The 15,959-nt window shown below is 75.2% G+C and carries 11 protein-coding genes; 4 read left to right on the forward strand and 7 right to left on the reverse strand.

What is annotated here, in order from left to right; translation table 11 throughout:
- On the reverse strand, positions 1–1,616 hold a 1,616-nt coding region (locus K1Y72_RS12330; protein ID WP_220166210.1), incomplete at its 3' end, for a hypothetical protein.
- Between the two features lie 9 nt (positions 1,617–1,625).
- Between K1Y72_RS12330 and K1Y72_RS12335 the strand changes: the two genes are divergently transcribed.
- Entirely contained in the window at positions 1,626–2,696 is a 1,071-nt protein-coding gene (locus tag K1Y72_RS12335) for a hypothetical protein (RefSeq protein ID WP_308287030.1), read from the forward strand.
- 57 nt (positions 2,697–2,753) lie between these two features.
- Here K1Y72_RS12335 and K1Y72_RS12340 read toward each other — a convergent pair whose 3' ends face one another.
- The 4 genes from K1Y72_RS12340 to K1Y72_RS37130 all read right to left on the reverse strand — a co-directional run bounded on the left by K1Y72_RS12340 (position 2,754) and on the right by K1Y72_RS37130 (position 10,396).
- Positions 2,754–5,585, reverse strand: a complete 2,832-nt coding sequence (locus K1Y72_RS12340; RefSeq protein ID WP_220166212.1) for a stealth family protein — start codon at positions 5,583–5,585, stop codon at positions 2,754–2,756.
- Entirely contained in the window at positions 5,582–6,607 is a 1,026-nt protein-coding gene (locus tag K1Y72_RS12345; protein ID WP_220166214.1) for a hypothetical protein, read from the reverse strand. The genes K1Y72_RS12340 and K1Y72_RS12345 overlap by 4 nt, the downstream gene beginning before the upstream one ends.
- A 43-nt stretch (positions 6,608–6,650) precedes the next feature.
- On the reverse strand, positions 6,651–8,333 hold the full coding sequence (locus K1Y72_RS12350; RefSeq protein WP_220166216.1) for a stealth family protein: 1,683 nt from the start codon (positions 8,331–8,333) through the stop codon (positions 6,651–6,653).
- Between the two features lie 476 nt (positions 8,334–8,809).
- Entirely contained in the window at positions 8,810–10,396 is a 1,587-nt protein-coding gene (locus K1Y72_RS37130) for a GMC oxidoreductase (RefSeq protein ID WP_220166218.1), read from the reverse strand.
- Positions 10,397–10,555: 159 nt separating this feature from the next.
- On the opposite strand from K1Y72_RS37130, the gene K1Y72_RS12360 reads away from it, so the two are divergent.
- A complete protein-coding gene (locus K1Y72_RS12360; RefSeq protein WP_220166220.1) occupies positions 10,556–11,374 on the forward strand; it encodes a hypothetical protein in 819 nt (272 codons plus the stop codon).
- Positions 11,371–13,134: a GMC family oxidoreductase N-terminal domain-containing protein gene (locus K1Y72_RS12365; RefSeq protein WP_220166223.1), complete on the forward strand. Its 1,764-nt coding sequence runs from the start codon at positions 11,371–11,373 to the stop codon at positions 13,132–13,134. The genes K1Y72_RS12360 and K1Y72_RS12365 overlap by 4 nt, the downstream gene beginning before the upstream one ends.
- Before the next feature lie 33 nt (positions 13,135–13,167).
- Here the strand turns inward: K1Y72_RS12365 and K1Y72_RS12370 are convergent, their stop codons facing one another.
- Both K1Y72_RS12370 and K1Y72_RS12375 read right to left on the reverse strand, forming a co-directional pair.
- Positions 13,168–14,106: an MBL fold metallo-hydrolase gene (locus K1Y72_RS12370; RefSeq protein ID WP_220166225.1), complete on the reverse strand. Its 939-nt coding sequence runs from the start codon at positions 14,104–14,106 to the stop codon at positions 13,168–13,170.
- A 15-nt stretch (positions 14,107–14,121) separates the two neighbouring features.
- Complete coding sequence (locus tag K1Y72_RS12375; protein ID WP_220166227.1) at positions 14,122–15,429, reverse strand: DUF1015 family protein; 1,308 nt, start codon at positions 15,427–15,429, stop codon at positions 14,122–14,124.
- A 72-nt stretch (positions 15,430–15,501) separates the two neighbouring features.
- Between K1Y72_RS12375 and K1Y72_RS12380 the strand changes: the two genes are divergently transcribed.
- Positions 15,502–15,927 carry a tetratricopeptide repeat protein gene (locus tag K1Y72_RS12380; protein ID WP_220166229.1) on the forward strand — a complete coding sequence of 142 codons (426 nt, stop codon included), beginning with the start codon at positions 15,502–15,504 and terminating at the stop codon, positions 15,925–15,927.
- Positions 15,928–15,959: the final 32 nt, after the last annotated feature.

Consider the following 15,959-nt stretch of genomic DNA (forward strand, 5'->3'; position numbering starts at 1 on the left):
TTTTTGTCGAGGGTCGCCTCAATTACTGGGGCGGCCCTCGACGCATGTCTAGGCCCGGCCGACAAGTAGGCTGCAAGGGTCCACCGAACCATCGAGAACAGTGACGGAACGTGATGAGCGCGGAAGAGGACGGCCGCAGCGACGACAACCGCGAGCGGCGAGGCAAGGACGGCAGGCGTAGTACGCCTTTCCGTCAGGGGGGCAATGCTCGCGGCGGAGCGGGGAGCGGCGGCGCTCGCAAGAGCGGTGGTCCTCGTGGCGGTGCGCCTCGGAGCGGTGGCCAGCAGGGCGGTCGGGGGCGTCCCGGCGGTGGCTGGCAGGACCGGCAGCAGGCCGGCGGCGGTCGTCGCGATGACCGCGGCCAGGACCGCCCGTTCAAGCGTTTCGACGACCGCCGTGGTGAGTTCGGTGGCCCGCGTGCGGAGAACCGCAACGATCGTGGGCCGCGTCAGTTCGGTGATGACCGTCGTTCCGGTGGCGGTGGCTATCAGGGACGCCGGGACGATCGCCGGCCTGGTGGATTCCAGGGTCGGGACGATCGTGGGCCGCGTCAGTTCGGCGATGACCGTCGTCCTGGAGGCGGCGGCTATCAGGGACGTGACGACCGGCGTTCTGGCGGATTCCAGGGTCGTGATGACCGTGGGCCTCGGCAGTTCGGTGATGACCGGCGTTCCGGTGGCGGTGGCTACCAGGGGCGTCGGGACGACCGCGGGCCCCGGCAGTTCGGTAATGACCAGCGCTCCGGCGGGTATCAGGGTCGTGACGACCGTGGTCCGCGCCGGTACGAGGACGACCGCCGTCCTGGCGGAGGCCAGAACCGGGATGACCGTGGGCCTCGCCAGTACGGCGATGACCGGCGTTCCGGGGGTTACCAGAACCGCGATGACCGTGGTCCGCGTCAGTTCGGCGACGACCGGCGCTCTAGTGGCGGGCAGGGTCGTGATGACCGCGGTCCGCGTCAGTATGGCGACGACCGGCGGCCCGGTGGTGGCCAGAACCGCGATGACCGTGGTCCGCGTCAGTTCGGGGACGACCGGCGGCCTGGCGGCTACCAGGGGCGGGACGATCGTGGACCGCGTCAGGGCGGCGGCGAGCGCCGTTCCAGTGGGTATCAGGGTCGAGACGACCGGGGACCCCGCCAGTACGGGGACGACCGGCGGTCCGGGGGATACCAGAACCGCGATGACCGCGGTCCGCGTCAGGGCGGCGGCGAGCGCCGTTCCGGTGGGTACCAGGGTCGTGATGACCGTGGTCCGCGCCAGTTCGGCGATGATCGGCGTTCCGGTGGCGGTGGCTACCAGGGGCGCCGTGACGACCGTGGGCCTCGCCAGTACGGGGACGACCGGCGGCCCGGTGGCGGCCAGAACCGCGACGATCGCGGGTCGGACCGGCGGAGCGGCGGCTACCAGGGCCGTCGTGACGACCGTGGGCCGCGCCCGCAGGGCGATGACCGGCGCGGCGGCGGCGGTTACCAGGGGCGGCGTGACGATCGGCGTCCCGGGCAGGAGCGTGGCGGTCCGGGTGGCGGGCGTCGCTTCGAGGGCGGCCGGGACGACCGGAACCGCCGGCCGCGCGAGCGGTTCGAGGAGGACCGCGAGCGTCCCGCGCCCAAGCACGACGACCCGGTGCTGCCCGACGACGTCACCGGTGAGGAGCTGGACGCCGACGCGCGCGCCGAGCTGCGCACCCTGCCGAGGGACCTGGCGGCGCGCGTCGCTCGCCACCTGGTGATGGCGGGCCGGCTGGCCGAGGACGACCCGGAGCTCTCCTACAAGCACGCGCGGGCCGCGCGCCGCGTCGCGTCGCGCGTCGGGATCGTGCGGGAAGCGGCGGGTCTCGCCGCCTACGCGGCGGGCGAGTGGGCCGAGGCCCTCGCCGAGCTGCGGGCCGCGCGCCGGCTCGGCAGCGGCGACGACTCCTACCTGCCGGTGATGGCGGACTGCGAGCGCGGTCTCGACCGCCCGGAGCGGGCCCTGGACCTGGCCAAGTCGCCGGAGGCCGCCAAGCTGGACCAGGAGGGCCTGGTCGAGCTGCGCATCGTGGAGTCGGGGGCGCGCCGCGACCTCGGCCAGCTCGACGCCGCCGTGGTCACCCTGCAGATCCCCGAGCTCCGCGACCGGCGGCTGCGGCCCTGGTCGGCGCGGCTGTTCTACGCCTACGCCGACGCGCTGGCCGAGGCCGACCGCAAGATCGAGGCGTCCGACTGGTTCGCGCGCGCCGCCGCCGCCGACCGCGACGGTGAGACCGACGCGGCCGAGCGCTACGCCGAGCTGGAGGGCCTGGAGATCCTCGACACCGAGGAGGGCGAGGAGCCCGAGGAGGGCGCCCCAGGCGAGGCGGCCGAGGCGGTCGAGATCGAGAGCGACGCGCTCGTCGAGGGCGAAGACGGCGCGCTCGTCGAGGTCGCGACGGACACGGCCGTCGAGGTCGAGGCGGGCGAGCCTGCCGACGCGGATGGTGCGGGTGACGCCGAGACGGGCGACGCCGGCGAGGCCGCTCCGGTGGACCCGGTGGCCTTCGCGTTCCGCCCGGCCGAGCCGGTCGACGTCGAGGCGCCCGCCGCGGCGGCGCCCGAGGCGCCCGCGGTGTTCCTGGAGCCGGCCGGGCAGGACGCCGAGTCCAAGGACGCGGGCGACGCGGGCGACGAGGACGACGCCGGTGAGGACGGTGCGGAGGGCAAGCCTTCCGCCGAGTGAGCGAGCACGCCTGACGGGGCCGCCGGATCTGAGGATCCGGCGGCCCCGTCGGCGTTGTCAGGGGTGGGCCGCCCGGTTGCGGGCGCTGCCCTTCTCGTGGCGGCCGGGCACCGGGAAGTAACCCTCCAAGAACGCGAACACCACCTGGCCCTGCTCGTCGGCCGGCAGGTCGCCGTGGTGGGTGTCGTTGAGGCAGAACACCTCGTACTGGCGCTGGGTGAGGATCTGGGTGAGGCGCGGGTGCTGGCTCGCGTCGCCGACGTTGACGTAGGCGCACCTGATCGTTCCGGCTTCCGCGCGGCCGGTGAAGTAGCCGTGGTAGTGGTGCAGCGACGAGGGGATCGCGATGTCGGTCAGCGCCCGGACCTGGCTCGCGGCGGTCCGGGCGACCTCGGCGGGGTAGCGGCCCGCGATGTCGGCGAGGACGTCGCGGCGCAGCGCGGCGGGGGCGTGCAGGAACGCGTGGGTGAGGGTGCGGCCGAACGCCTCCTCGATCAGGGCGCGGTTGTTCTTGCCGGCGCTGAAGTTGAAGTCGTCGCCGTCGCCGACGTCGGTGAGCGGCACCGCCGTCGGCGACTGGAAGTACAGGCTGGTGCCGTTGGAGCGGAAGAAGTGCTGCGGGGTGACGGGGGCGCCGAGGAACACGTCGTCGTTGAAGTACAGGAAGTGCTCGGACAGGCCGTCGATGTGGTGCAGCTGCGACTCGATGGCGTGGGAGTTGAAGGTGGGCAGCCGTCCCCGGTCGCCGAAGATGTCGCGGTGGTCGACGATGCGGATCCGCGGGTCGGCGGTGTCCAGCCAGGGGGGCGTCTGCCGGTCGGTGACGATGTGGATCGTGCGCAGCCAGGGCGCGAACATCTCCAGGCTGCGCAGCGAGTAGCGCAGCTCGTCGCGGGACCGGAAGCGCGCGTCGGATCCGGCCGCCTCGACCGGCGGGCGGCCGAGGTCGCGGAACGCCGCGTCGCGGCGGGCCCGCCAGGCCGGGTCGTCGCCGTCGACCCAGGTGTAGACGGCGTCGATGGGGAAGGCGATATCGGTGACCAGGGTGCGGTCCAGGGCGGCGACGGACGGGTGCTCGCGGTCGCCGACCCGGACGCGGCCGGGCGCCATGACGGCCTTCGGGACGGTGTCGCCGAGCAGGGTGCGGCGGAGCGGCACGAGGTTCTCGCCGTCCTCGTCGTCGGTCCAGAACTCCACGTCGCAGCCGTAGCCGGGCCCGTAGGACAGGGTGCGCGAGGAGGTGACGACGGGCCGGAACACGCGCAGCCCGGCGATGTCGTGGGCGTCCTCGATCTCGGCGAGCAGCGTGCCGGGCAGGGCGTGCCCGCCGGGGCGGAGCGGTTCGGCGTAGACGGCGCGGCCGTCGGCGGCGGCGGTGAGCGCGGCGATCGCCGCGGCCCGGTGGGCGGGCAGGACGACGGCGCGGTGCCGGACGGCGCGGTCGCGCAGCAGCGTGTAGGGGACGCCGGCGCCGTCCAGGGCGTCCGCGACGAACTCCAGGTTGGCGCGGGTGACGTCGGCGGGCATCAGGTCGTCGGCCTGCCGGCAGAGCCGTCCGCCGAAGCGCACCAGGTCGCCGCCGCGCAGGCGGTTCTCGCGGTCGGCGGGGGCGCCGCGCGGGCGGGCGGCGGGCGGCGGGACGGCGGGCGCGAAGCCGCTGCCGCCGGTGCGGAGCGTCCAGGTGGCGACGCGGTCGGCGAGCGCGTCCAGGCGGGCGGGGTCGTCGCGGCCGTCGCGCAGGTCCTCGTAGAGGCGGTCCCAGTCGGCCATGACGGTGTCGATGTCGTAGCGGGCGGACGCGCGGAGGGCGGCGGCGCCGAACGCGCGGCGCAGCTCCTCGTCGCCGATGAGCTTGAGGAGGGCGGCGGCGAGGCCGTCGACGTCGTCCTGGGCGACCAGGAAGCCGTCCTCGCCGTGGGTGATGATCTCGGCGGGGCCGGTCTGGCAGTCGTAGGCGACGGCGGGGACGCCGGCGGCGAACGCCTCGGTCAGCACCAGCGGGAACGCCTCGCCGTCGCGGGAGGTCAGCAGCGCGACGCTCGACTTGGCCCACTCCTCGGCCATGTGCGGGGTCGGGCCGAGCAGGAGCACCTGGTCGTGCAGGCCGAGGGCGGCGACGAGGCGGCGGAGGCGCGGGAGCTGCGGGCCGTCCCCGAAGATCCGCAGCTCCCAGTCCGGATGCACCTCGGCGACCTGGGCGAACGCGCGGATCGCGTGGTCGACCTGCTTGTCGGGGACGAGGCGGCGCGCCATCGTCACCGACCGGGCAGCGAGGGACGAGCGGGGCCGGAACCCGGCCGGGACCGCGTTGACGATCACTTCGAGGCGGGGGGCGCAGCCGGTGAGGGACTCGGCGAACCACTCGCGGGTCCGCTCGGTCAGCACCACCAGGGCGTCGAGGCGCGGCGCGAACCGGAACAGCGGCTCGCCGGTGCCGCCGCGGATCTGCGACGGCCGGTGCTCCTGGTGCACGGTCAGCACGCGGGGCGGCGGCAGCGTCGTGGTGACGGCCATCAGCGCGGGCGAGGTCGACACCAGCACGTCGGCGTCCAGGTCGCGCAGGGCCCGTTCGAGCTCCAGGTCGCTGAGGCGGGAGAACGCCTTCTCCCAGCGGGCGTCGATGAGCCGGCTCGGGCTCGCGGCGAGCGCTCGGCAGGTGTCGTCGTCCAGGGCACTCGCCCGGACGGGGCGCGGCACCGGGCCGGTCTCGTCGACCAGGTAGCGGACGGCGACGCCGGCGTCCACCGCGAAGAACCGCTCGGCGGTGGTGCGGAACACGCTGAGGATCTCCACCTCGTGCCGGGCGGCCAGGTAGGCGGCCTGGGTGAACACCGCGCGTTCGGTGCCGCCCATCGCGTCGGCCCAGGTCAGCAGGAAAGTGATCTTCAAGTGGGGTCCTTCGGGGACGGGGGGCGGGGCGTGCAGGCCAGGGCCAGGTCGCCGCCGCCGGTGTAGTACGGGCGGACCCGCAGCAGCAGGCCGGGCGCCGCCGCCAGGGTGCGCTGCGCGACCCGCAGGGTCCGGCGCGGGTCGCGCACGTCGTGCAGGCGCCGCCCGACGCGGAGCCGGCCGTGGCCGGGCACGTCGGCGACGGCGGTCCAGACGCGCTCGCCGGGGCCGCTGTCGCGGGCCATCGCCGCCAGCGGGACGCGGGCGCGGAACACCACCCCGCCCGGCCCCTGCACGGGCGCGGTGGTGACGGTGTGGACGGCGCCCGAGCCGCGCGCCTGGAACGCCATCCGCACGGTCCCGGCGGCGGCGCCGACCAGCCGGACGTCGATCTCGGCGCGGGCCAGGGACAGGTGCAGGCGGGCGACCTCGGCGGCCGGTTCGGGCGCGGTGACGTGCAGGGAGCTGAGGCCGGACGGGGACGCCTCGGGGACGTAGCGGGCGCCGCTGACCGGGCAGGGCGGCACGTCGACGGTCGGGCCGGCGCGCCCGGCGGGCATCGCGCCGCCGAGCAGCGCGACGCGCCGCACACCGGCCGGGCCCGACAGGGCGAGCGACACCCGCCAGCGTCCCCGGCCGAGCGGGACGCCGCCGGCCGCGCCGCCGAGGCGGACCGTCGCGCTCACCTGGTCGCCCGGCCCGACGACGGCCGGGGCGCGCAGCTCGTGGCCGCGCCGGGTGAACAGCACCTCGGCGCGGTCGGCGCCGCCGGCCGGGAGCTCGGCCTGCACGTTCAGGGTGCAGCCGTCCAGGACGGCGAAGTAGCCGGCGGGCACCGCGGGGCCGGCCGCGACGGCGCGGGCGGCGCCGGTGCGGGCGAGGGCGGCGCGGACGGCGGCGTCGGTCTCGCGGCGCACCCGGCGGCGGGCGTCGGCGGCGCGCGCCTCGGCCTCCTCGCGGACGCGGTGGGCGAACCAGCCCGGGTCGGCGCGGGCCATCCGCCAGTACCGGGAGGCGTTCATCGGCGCGGTCCCCCTCCTGCTCGTCGGGTTCGGCACGGCCCGGTCAGCCGATCTCGAAGGGGCTCGGCACCGGGAAGTAGGCGTTCATGAACCGTTCGGTGAGCGCGCGCTGCTCGCTCTGGCCGAGCTGATCGGACTCGGTGTCGTTGACGCAGAAGCAGTCGTAGCCGCGGTCGCGGAGCGTCACCGCGAGGCGGTCGGCGGCCTCGGCTCCGGCGAGGTCGATGTAGCGGTAGCTGAGGTCGCCCTCGACGGCGCGGCCGCTGAGGAAGCTGTAGTAGGGGTAGAGCGAGGAGGGGATCGCCAGGTCGGCGGGGTGCCGGAAGCGGTGCCGGGCCGTGGCGGCGGCCTCCTCGGGGTAGCGGGCGGCGATCTCGGCGAGGATGCTGCGGCGCAGCGCGTGCGGGGTGTGCTTGATCCGCCGGGTCGGGACGGTGCCGAAGGTCTCCTTGACGAGCCGCCGGGTGTTCTTGCCGGCGGCGACGGCCGGCTGGTCGTCGGCGGTCGGGTCGGGCAGGTCCAGCAGCGCGCTGGACAGGAAGAAGCGGGTCGTGCCGTTCGGGGCGAAGAACGTCGTGGGGTCGACCAGGCGGCCGAGGAACACGTCGTCGTTGAAGTACAGGAAGTGCTCGGACAGGCCGTCGATGTGGTGGAGCTGCGACTCGATGGCGTGGGAGTTGAAGGTGGGCAGCGCGCCGCGGTCCTGGAACAGCTCCTTGTGGTCCACGACGGTGATCTGCGGGTGCGTCACGTCCAGCCAGGGCGGCACCTGCGCGTCGGTGACCAGGTGGACGTGGCGGATCCACGGCGCGTAGGCGGTGAGGCTGCGCAGCGAGTAGCGCAGCTCGTCGCGGCTGATGTAGCGGGCGTCGTTGGCCGAGTGGGCGTGCAGGCCGCCGGCGTCCGCGCGGGCGGCGTCGCGGCGCGCCCGCCAGGCCGGGTCGCCGCCGTCGACCCAGGTGTAGACGGCGTCGATGGGGAAGGCGATGTCGTCGATCAGCGGGATGAGGAACTCCGGCCGCGTCGGGTAGCGGGGCTCCTCGGTGCCGCGGCCGACCAGCGGGGTGAGGCGGTCGCCGCCGACCAGGACCGTCTCGCCCTCGGCGGGCAGCGACGGGCTGACCAGGTTGGGGCGCGGCGCGACCAGGCGGCCGTCGGCGGGCTCCCAGAACTCCACGACGCAGCAGTGCTCGGGGCCGAGGACGGCGGTGCCGTCGGGGGTGCAGAAGTTGCGGCTGATGCGGAACCCGGTGCGCGCGGCGACCTTCGCCCAGGCGGCGTCGCCCATCCCGGCCCGGCTGCGGTCGGGGTCCTTCAGCGGGCCGACGTAGGCGCCGGCCGCGGCGATCGCGGCGGCCAGCGCGGCGATCACGCGCTGCCGGTCGTCCGCCGACACCGCGACCGCGGACTCGGTGGGGGCGACGGGCCGCACGCAGAAGAACGGGACGCCCGCGCCGGACAGCGCCGCGCACACCAGGCCCAGCGTGTCGCGCCAGACCTGCTGCGGCGACAGGTCGTCGCGCGGCTCGGCGACCCGTGCCCGGCCGTCCACCGTGACCAGCACGCGCTCCCTGATGAGCGCGCGGTGGCGGTGCTGGAAGAGCCGGTTCTCCACGCGCAGCCGCAGCTCGGGGCTCACCATCGCCGACAGGCGGCTGCGGACCGGGGCCGGCAGCCTGCCGCGGAGGCCCGGGGCGGGCGGCTGGGGGAGGTTCCGGTCAGCCATGGGCCGCGTCCGTGTGCGGCGGGCGGGGGGCGGCGGGCGCGCCGGGGCGGCGGGACGGCAGGGGCCGCCGGGGCGGGTGGTACCGAAGGTGCACGGGTGGCTCTCCTTGGGGACGGGGCCGGGCGGGTCCGCGCCGGTGGGCGCGGTCTCGATCGGCACCGGGAAGACGTCCCGGGGAAAGGCACTGTTTACCCTCCGGAAATGTGACGAAGGTCACGCGAAGGGAGGCAACGCGTGTCAGCGACTGACAGAAGATGGACAAGATCGATAAGGAAGCGCATGACAAAGCGGCAACGGAACGATTGCGTCTCTGGGCGCACTTGCCGGTCCCGCACGGCACGGCCGTGTTAAGGACGTTTCAGTTCGCGCTTCTCGGGCGACCGGAAAGAGCCGAATTAAGGGGGCGTTCACCTATGCGGAACGTGAGGAGGGGCCACGGAACGTGCATCCGCGGCCCCTCCTCCGTGCCGCGCGCGTCAGCCGCCCTCGCGGACGATGGCGGCCATCGCCCGCTCGGCGATCGCGGTGATCGACAGCGAGGGGTTCGCGCCGCCGACCGTCCCCGGGATCAGCGAGCCGTCCAGGACGTAGAGGCCCTTGTTGCCCTTGACGCGCCCGAACAGGTCGGTGCTGCGGTCCAGGGCGACGCCGCCGAGCGGGTGCGCGGTGAGGGTGAACGGCCAGGTCAGCGAGTAGGGGACGACGCCGGGCACGCCGTTGACGACCTTCTGGTTGAGCGCCGACCCGGCGTTCTCCGACGGCTTGGACTTCTCCCGCGTCCAGTCGGCCAGCTTCACCTTCCTGGTGAGCTTGTCGTAGGCGAAGGTGCCGCGGTTGTCGAAGTCGGCCGTCATCGACAGCGTGTGGATCACCGGCAGGCCGTGCGCGCCGAGCAGCTGCCAGCTCTCGGCGCGCATTGGCACGTCGAACTCGGTGTCGTGGAAGGTGCCCGAGCGGCACGGCGAGCCCTGCGAGGGCCCGGCGGGCAGGTCGGTGTAGGCGTAGAGGTTGAACTGGTCGCCGTTGTCGCCGAAGCCCGAGCCGATGTCGGCGGGCAGGTCGGGCAGCGTCCCGGTCTCGCGGGCGGCGACCAGCAGCCGGTTGGTGTTGAGGGTGCCCGCGCAGACGAACAGCCGGTCGCAGACGTAGGACTCGGTGCCGGTCGCCTTGCCGTCGGGCGTGAGGTGGCGGACGTCCACGGTGTAGCGGCCCGCCGGGGTGCGGCCGAGCGCGACGACCTCGGTGAGCGAGCGCAGCTGCACCTTCCCGGTGGCGAGCGCGGCCGGCAGGTAGTTGCGGGTGAGGCTCTTCTTGGCGCCGTCGCTGCACCCGAAGTCGGTCTCCCCGGCGATCGCCGACGGCCGCACGGTGCCGGCGAGCTCCTTGTGGATGACGTCCCAGTCGAAGGTGGACGGCAGCAGCTCGGGGGAGTAGCCGACCTTGGACATGTGGGCGTCCCACACCCGCGAGTGGGTGAACGGCGCCGAGTTGTAGATGTCGTCGGGCATCGTGGAGGCGCCGAGCATCGCGCGCACCTTGGGGAACCAGACGGTGTCGAACTCCTCCCACGACAGCCGCGGGTAGAGGCGCTCGAAGTACTTGCGCGGCGGGGGGACCGTGACGCCGGTGTAGACCAGCGACCCGCCGCCGACGCCGGCGCCGCAGGCGATGTTGAGGTTGGCCTCGCTGGACAGCTCCATGATCCCGGCGACGGGGGACAGGAGCGTCGGGACGACCGCGGGCCAGTCGGTGATGCGCCGCATCCAGAACATCTGGCTGACCGGGTGGTCCTGGTTGCCGGTCACCAGGTCGCGGTCGTTCGGGATCGGCCACTCCCGGCCGCGCTCGACGACCAGGGTGTCCACGCCGGCCTGCCCGAGGCGGAGCGCGGCGACCGCGCCGCCGAAGCCGGAGCCGATGACGATCGCGGGGAAGTCGGTGCGGGAGTCGGCCAGGGCGCGGCCGAGGGTGCCGGGGGCGCCCAGGGTGGCGCTGGTCAGGGCGGCGAGGGTGCCGCCGGCCGCGAGGCCGAGGAACCGGCGCCGCTCCATCTGCTCGTTCACGCTGCTCTCCGTTCGGGGCGGGGGCGCCAGTGTCATCCGCGGCGCGCGCGGCCGATATGTGGACGGAGGTGTATTCGCGGGGGCGCATTCCGTCGCCCGGTGATGAGAACGCTGACGGCCGGTCCAATAGCGTGTTCTGATCATCCCGAGGGAGGTGTGATGCCGGACGAGTCCCCGATCCCCGGCGATTCCCCGCTGCGGCGCCGCACGCTGCTCGGCGCCGTCGGCCTCGGTGCCGCGGCCGCGACGGCCGGGACGGTGGCGGGCGCGCCCGCCGCCCGCGCCGCCGCGGCCGACCCGCTCGCCGCCTGGACGCTGGACACCCTCACCGGTCTCGCGGTGTTCGTGCTGCCGGGCCCCGACCCCTACTCGCGCAACCAGGGCACGCCCCGCACCGAACCGGGCGGCGTCGAGGCCCGGCTGCCGGAGTTCCTCGTCGACGCCCTGGACCGCTACCTGCCGGCCCCCGTCGTCGCCGCCTACACCGACGCGCTGCTCGCCGGGGCGCCCGCACTGCTCGGCGGCGTCCGCGCCGGCGGCGCGCTGCCGGTGAAGCCCGGCTCGTCGATCCCGCTGTCGCCGCTGGTGGCGCTGCTGCTCAACATCGAGGCGCTGCGGGTGCGGCCCGCCTCGCTGGTCGGGCCGTTCCGGTCGCCGTTCGCGCGCCTCACCTACGCCGACAAGGCCAGGGTCTTCGAGCTGCTGGAGGGCGCCGACGCCGACCTCGTCGCCGCCCTGGACGCCGGCCTGCCCGAACCGCTGAAGCGGACCGCCTCGGGACTGCTGCGGTTCCTCGGCGGCGCGCTGATGGAGCTGTCGGCGCTCGGCGGCCTGTCCGAATGGGGCGTCTACGACGCCGGGACGCGCACGCTGACCGGAAAGCCCGTCGGCTGGACGCTCACCGGCTACGTCCCGGCCGCCGAGGGACGCCCGGAGTTCCGGGGCTACTACCAGGGACGCAGGGAGGCGACCGGATGAGCCGGGACGTGATCGTGATCGGCGCGGGCGGCGGCGGGCCCGTCGTCGCCAAGGAACTGGCCGCCCGCGGCCTGGACGTGCTGCTGCTGGAGGCCGGCGCCCGCTACGCCGACCCGCGCCGCGAGTGGACGCACCTGGAGAACGACGCCAACAACCCCCTCACCGGGTTCCTGCGCTTCGGCCCCGCCGACCGCACCGAACCCGCCTGGCTGCGCGAGGAGCCCCAGAACTCCTACTTGCTCCAGGCCGCCGGCGTCGGCGGCACGACGCTGCACTACTACGGCAACTCCCCGCGCGCGTACGCGGGCGTCTTCCACGGCTACGACGGCGCCGACAGGTCCCGCTACGACGCCGCGCACGCCTTCCCGTTCGGCTACCGCGAGCTGATCCCCTACTACGAGTGGGCCGAGGCGACGCTGCCCGTCCAGACCGCCGCGATGGGCGTCAAGGAGACGGTGTTCCTGTCGGGCGCCGAGCACCTCGGCATCCCCGTGCAGACCCGCAAGGACACCACCGGCTGGTCCTACCGGCCGCAGGAGAACGCCATCCTGCAGCCGGGCGGGACGGCCGGGCGCACCGGCGACCCGGCGCGGCTGCACTACCCCGAGGCCACCGGCTGCACCTTCTGCGGCTACTGCTTCCAGGGCTGCATGGAGCCCGCCGCCGCGCCCCGCAACCAGTTCGCCAAGCGCTCCACCGACAACAGCTACGTCCCCATGGCGATCACCGCGCCGGCGTGGGCGCCGCACGGCCGCGCGGTCACCCTGCTCGCCGACTCCTACGCGGTGAAGGTCCACACCGAGCGGCGCGAAGGCCGCACCGTCGCCGCCGGCGTCACCTGGGTCACCGGCGCGACCGGCGAGCGGCACCGCGAGGACGCCCGCGTCGTCGTCCTCGCCGGCGGCGCCACCGAGACGCCCCGCCTCTGGCTGAACAGCGGCCTGCCGGACCCCAACGGCTGGGTCGGCCGCGGCTACACCGACCACTTCCTGGACGGCGTCACCGGCCTGTTCGACGGCGACACCGGCAACTCGCGCGGCCCGAGCTCGGCGGCGCGCTGCGACTTCCCCGGCCACGGCGCGCTGGAGAACATCGGCCTCACCCCCGCCATGCAGGCGTTCGTCATGAACATGTCCGACAGCGGCCTGCGCGGCCGCTACCGCAACGGCCGCGGCCTCACCGGCAACTGGGACGGCCGCACCGGCCGCGTCGCCGGCGCCGAACTGAAAGAGGTCCTCACGCACGGCGTGGACCGGCTGCTGAACGTCCTCATCCTCACCGACGACGACGTCGAGGCCCACAACCGCGTCACGCGGTCGGTGCTGCCGCCCGACGCGCACGGTCCCGTCCCCAAGGTGGTGTTCCGCTCCCGCGAGCGCACCCGCCGCACCCTCGCCAACCGCGAGTTCCTGGCCCGCAAGGCCGCCGACCTGCTGCGCGGCGCGGGCGCCAAGCGCGTCTACCGCTTCGACTGGGCGCCGCTGCTGCTGCACGTGCACTCCACGATGCGCATGGGCCTGTCGGCGGACGACTCGGTCCTGAACGGCGACGCCCGCAGCCGCTGGGTGGACGCCCTCTACGTCGCCGACAACTCCGCCCTCGCCAACAGCCTGGGCGGCCCCAACCCGACGCTCACCACCCAGGCCCTCGCCACCCGCACCGCCGAGAAGATCTTCACCGGGCACTTCGGCGGGCACGCCTGGGTCGGGCACGAGGACCCCGTCCCCTCCACCGACCCGCGCGTCTCCCGCGCCCTGTGACCGGCCCTGTGACCGGCCCTGGGAGCCGAGCGGTCAGGCGTGCCGGGACAGCGCGTGCATGATCCCGGCGACGTTGCTCTCCACGCCGCTCAGCACCTCGTACTTGGCCGCCACCTCCGGGTCGGCGTCCGGCCCGAGGAAGGCGTAGCGGTCCCGGACGCGGTCGCGGACCATCGCGACGGCGTGGTCGAGGTCGGGGTCCTGCTCGCGGGCGTCGCGGACGGCGTCCACCCACACCCGCAGCTCCTCGGCCGACCGCTCCAGCGTCGCCTCGACCTCCGCCACCGGCCCGTAGTGCGCGAACAGCAGCCGCTGCGGGCGCAGCGCCCGGAACCGGGCCAGCGAGGCGAGCGCGAGGTCCAGGTCGAAGTCCGGCGGCGGCGTCGCGGGCCGCACCTCGGCGGTCTCGGGGACGTACACCCCGGCGGCGTCCCCGACGTACAGGTCGCCGGTCGCCGAGTCCAGCAGGCCGACGTGGTGCTTGGCGTGCCCGGGGGAGTGGTGCGACTCCAGCCGCCGCCCGCCGCCGAGGTCGATCACGCCGGTGTCGTCGACCGCCCGGATCCGCGCCGGGTCGGTCGGCCGCAGCTCCCCGAACAGCGTGTCCAGCGCGTCGCCCCACACCATCCGGGCGCTCCGCATCAGCCGCGCGGGGTCCGCCAGGTGCCGGGCGCCCTGCTCGTGCACGACGATCTCGGCGTTGGGGTACATCGCGGCGATGTCGCCGACGCCGCCCGCGTGATCGAGGTGGATGTGGGTCACCACGACGGTCGCGAGGTCGTCCGGGCCGACGCCGAGCCCGGCGAGCGCGTCGCGCACCACCGGCGCCGACCCGGCGGTGCCCGGCTCCACCAGGCAGGGCCGGTCCGACAGGATCGCGTAACCGGCGGTGATACCGGTGTAGCCGGCCATCCTGGTGTCGATCTCGTGGACGTCGCCGCCGAGCGGCGTCACGGTCGTGGAGGTGTCCATCCCCCGATCATGTCCCTACAGCAGCCGCAGCACGAGGCCGGTACGCGGTTTCGGGCCGAACGAGGTGGACTTGCGCGGTACCCGCTCGCCGCCCGCCGCGATGGCCAGCACGTCGGCGACCCGCAGCGGGTTCAGCACGACGGCCGTGCCGCCCGCCTCCCGGGCCCGCGCCAGCGCCGCCGCCGGGTCGTCGTGGACGACCTCGACGCTGCGCTCGTCCTCGGCGACCCGCCACAGGCCGTTCACCAGCAGCCGGTCCAGGACGGCGGTGTCCAGGGCGCGCAGCCGCGCCGAGCCCGCGCCCGCCATCGCCGCCCCCAGCCGCGCCGGGTCGGGGTCGGTGAGCAGGTGCAGGCCCGCGCCGCCGCCGAGCAGGAACGCCGGGCCGTCCGCCGCGCGCAGGGCCGGCAGCGCGGTGTCCAGCGCGGCGTGCTCGGCCACCCGGAACACCGGCGCGGCGCGCTCCAGCGCCTCGGCGGGGTCCAGGCCCGGCAGGACGCGGTGGATGGCGCCGAGGTGCGGCGGGTAGCGGGTGGAGTCGACCAGCAGCGCCAGGCCCCGGTCCCAGGGCCCCGCCTCGGCGTGGCCGGCCTGCATGACGCGGTAGGTGGCGTACCGGTGGTGGCCGTCGGCGATCAGCGCCCGCCGGGGCGCCAGGTCGGCCGCGATGCGCGCCAGCGCCGCCGGGTCGGTGATCGCCCACAGCCGGTGCACCAGGCCGTCCCCGGCGCGGACCTCGGTGAGCGGCGGCCCGGCGGCGGCCCGGTCGGCCAGGTCGGAGGCGTCCCCGTCGCCCTCGTAGATCAGGAAGATCGGCTCCAGGTTGGCGCCGGTCGCCGTCATCAGCGCCAGCCGGTCGCGGACCGGGCCGGGATAGACGTTCTCGTGCGGCAGCACCACGCCCGCCGACTCGGCGCGCAGCCCGAGCGCCCCGACCAGGCCGCGCTGCAGCACCCGGCCGCCCGCCGCGGCCTCGTAGACGTACAGGGCGGGCGCGCCGTCGGGGGCGAGCGCCCCCTGCTCCAGCCAGCGCCGCAGCGTGGCGCTGGCCTCGGCGTAGTCGGCGCGCGGCGCGATCAGCCGGACGATGTTGTGCGCGTCGGACTCCTCCAGCCGCCGCACCGCCGCCGCGTCGATCAGGTCGTAGGGCGGGCTGGTCACCGCCGAGGGGTCGCCGACGACCCGCGGGTCGAACCGCACCCCGCGGAACGGCGCCAGTTCCAGGCCGCCGGCGCCGCCGCGCGGCCCCGGCGCGCCGAACACCCGCGCGCTGAACTCCTCCGGATCGCTCCCGGAGGGGAGATCGACGTCCACTGTGGGCATGGTAGTCACCGGCGCCCCGCCGCCCCCGCGGCGGGTACCGTCATAGTGATCGCGAGCCTGGGGGAGGTCCACATGGAGGGGCGCGGAGCCGACCGGCCGGCGGACCACCCGGGCGAGCACCCGCCCGGCGGCGGCGTCTACGAGTGGTACACCCGCGGCCTGGAGCTGATCAAGGCGGGCAGCCCGGCCGCCGCCGTCCAGCTCCTCGCCCGCGCTGCCGAGGCCGAACCCGGCTCCCGCAGCGTCCGCGAGGCCCTGGCCCGCGCCCAGTACGGGGCGCGGCGCTTCCGCGACGCCGCCGACAGCTTCCGCGCCATCGTGGAGGCCGACCCGGCCGAGGACTACGCCCTGTTCGGGCTCGGCCTGTCGCTCAGCCGCGCCGGCGACTTCGCGGGCGCCGTCGAGCCCCTCGCCCTCGCCGCCGCGATGCGCCCCGACAACAAGGACTACGCCAACGCCCTGCGGCACGTCCGCGCCACCCTGGCCGCCCGCCGGTGAAGACCGGGCCGCCGACGACCACGAGTGACGAA

Source organism: Actinomadura parmotrematis (assembly GCF_019458805.1).
Classification (GTDB): Bacteria; Actinomycetota; Actinomycetes; order Streptosporangiales; family Streptosporangiaceae; genus Spirillospora; species Spirillospora parmotrematis.

Bases quoted from the DNA above. Each gene is read 5' to 3' on its own strand.
- K1Y72_RS12380 (WP_220166229.1), top strand. From the start codon at position 15,502: ATGGAGGGGCGCGGAGCCGACCGGCCGGCGGACCACCCGGGCGAGCAC.
- K1Y72_RS12360 (WP_220166220.1), top strand. From the start codon at position 10,556: ATGCCGGACGAGTCCCCGATCCCCGGCGATTCCCCGCTGCGGCGCCGC.
- K1Y72_RS12375 (WP_220166227.1), bottom strand. From the start codon at position 15,429: ATGCCCACAGTGGACGTCGATCTCCCCTCCGGGAGCGATCCGGAGGAG.
- K1Y72_RS12350 (WP_220166216.1), bottom strand. From the start codon at position 8,333: ATGGCTGACCGGAACCTCCCCCAGCCGCCCGCCCCGGGCCTCCGCGGC.
- K1Y72_RS12365 (WP_220166223.1), top strand. From the start codon at position 11,371: ATGAGCCGGGACGTGATCGTGATCGGCGCGGGCGGCGGCGGGCCCGTC.
- K1Y72_RS12345 (WP_220166214.1), bottom strand. From the start codon at position 6,607: ATGAACGCCTCCCGGTACTGGCGGATGGCCCGCGCCGACCCGGGCTGG.
- K1Y72_RS12370 (WP_220166225.1), bottom strand. From the start codon at position 14,106: ATGGACACCTCCACGACCGTGACGCCGCTCGGCGGCGACGTCCACGAG.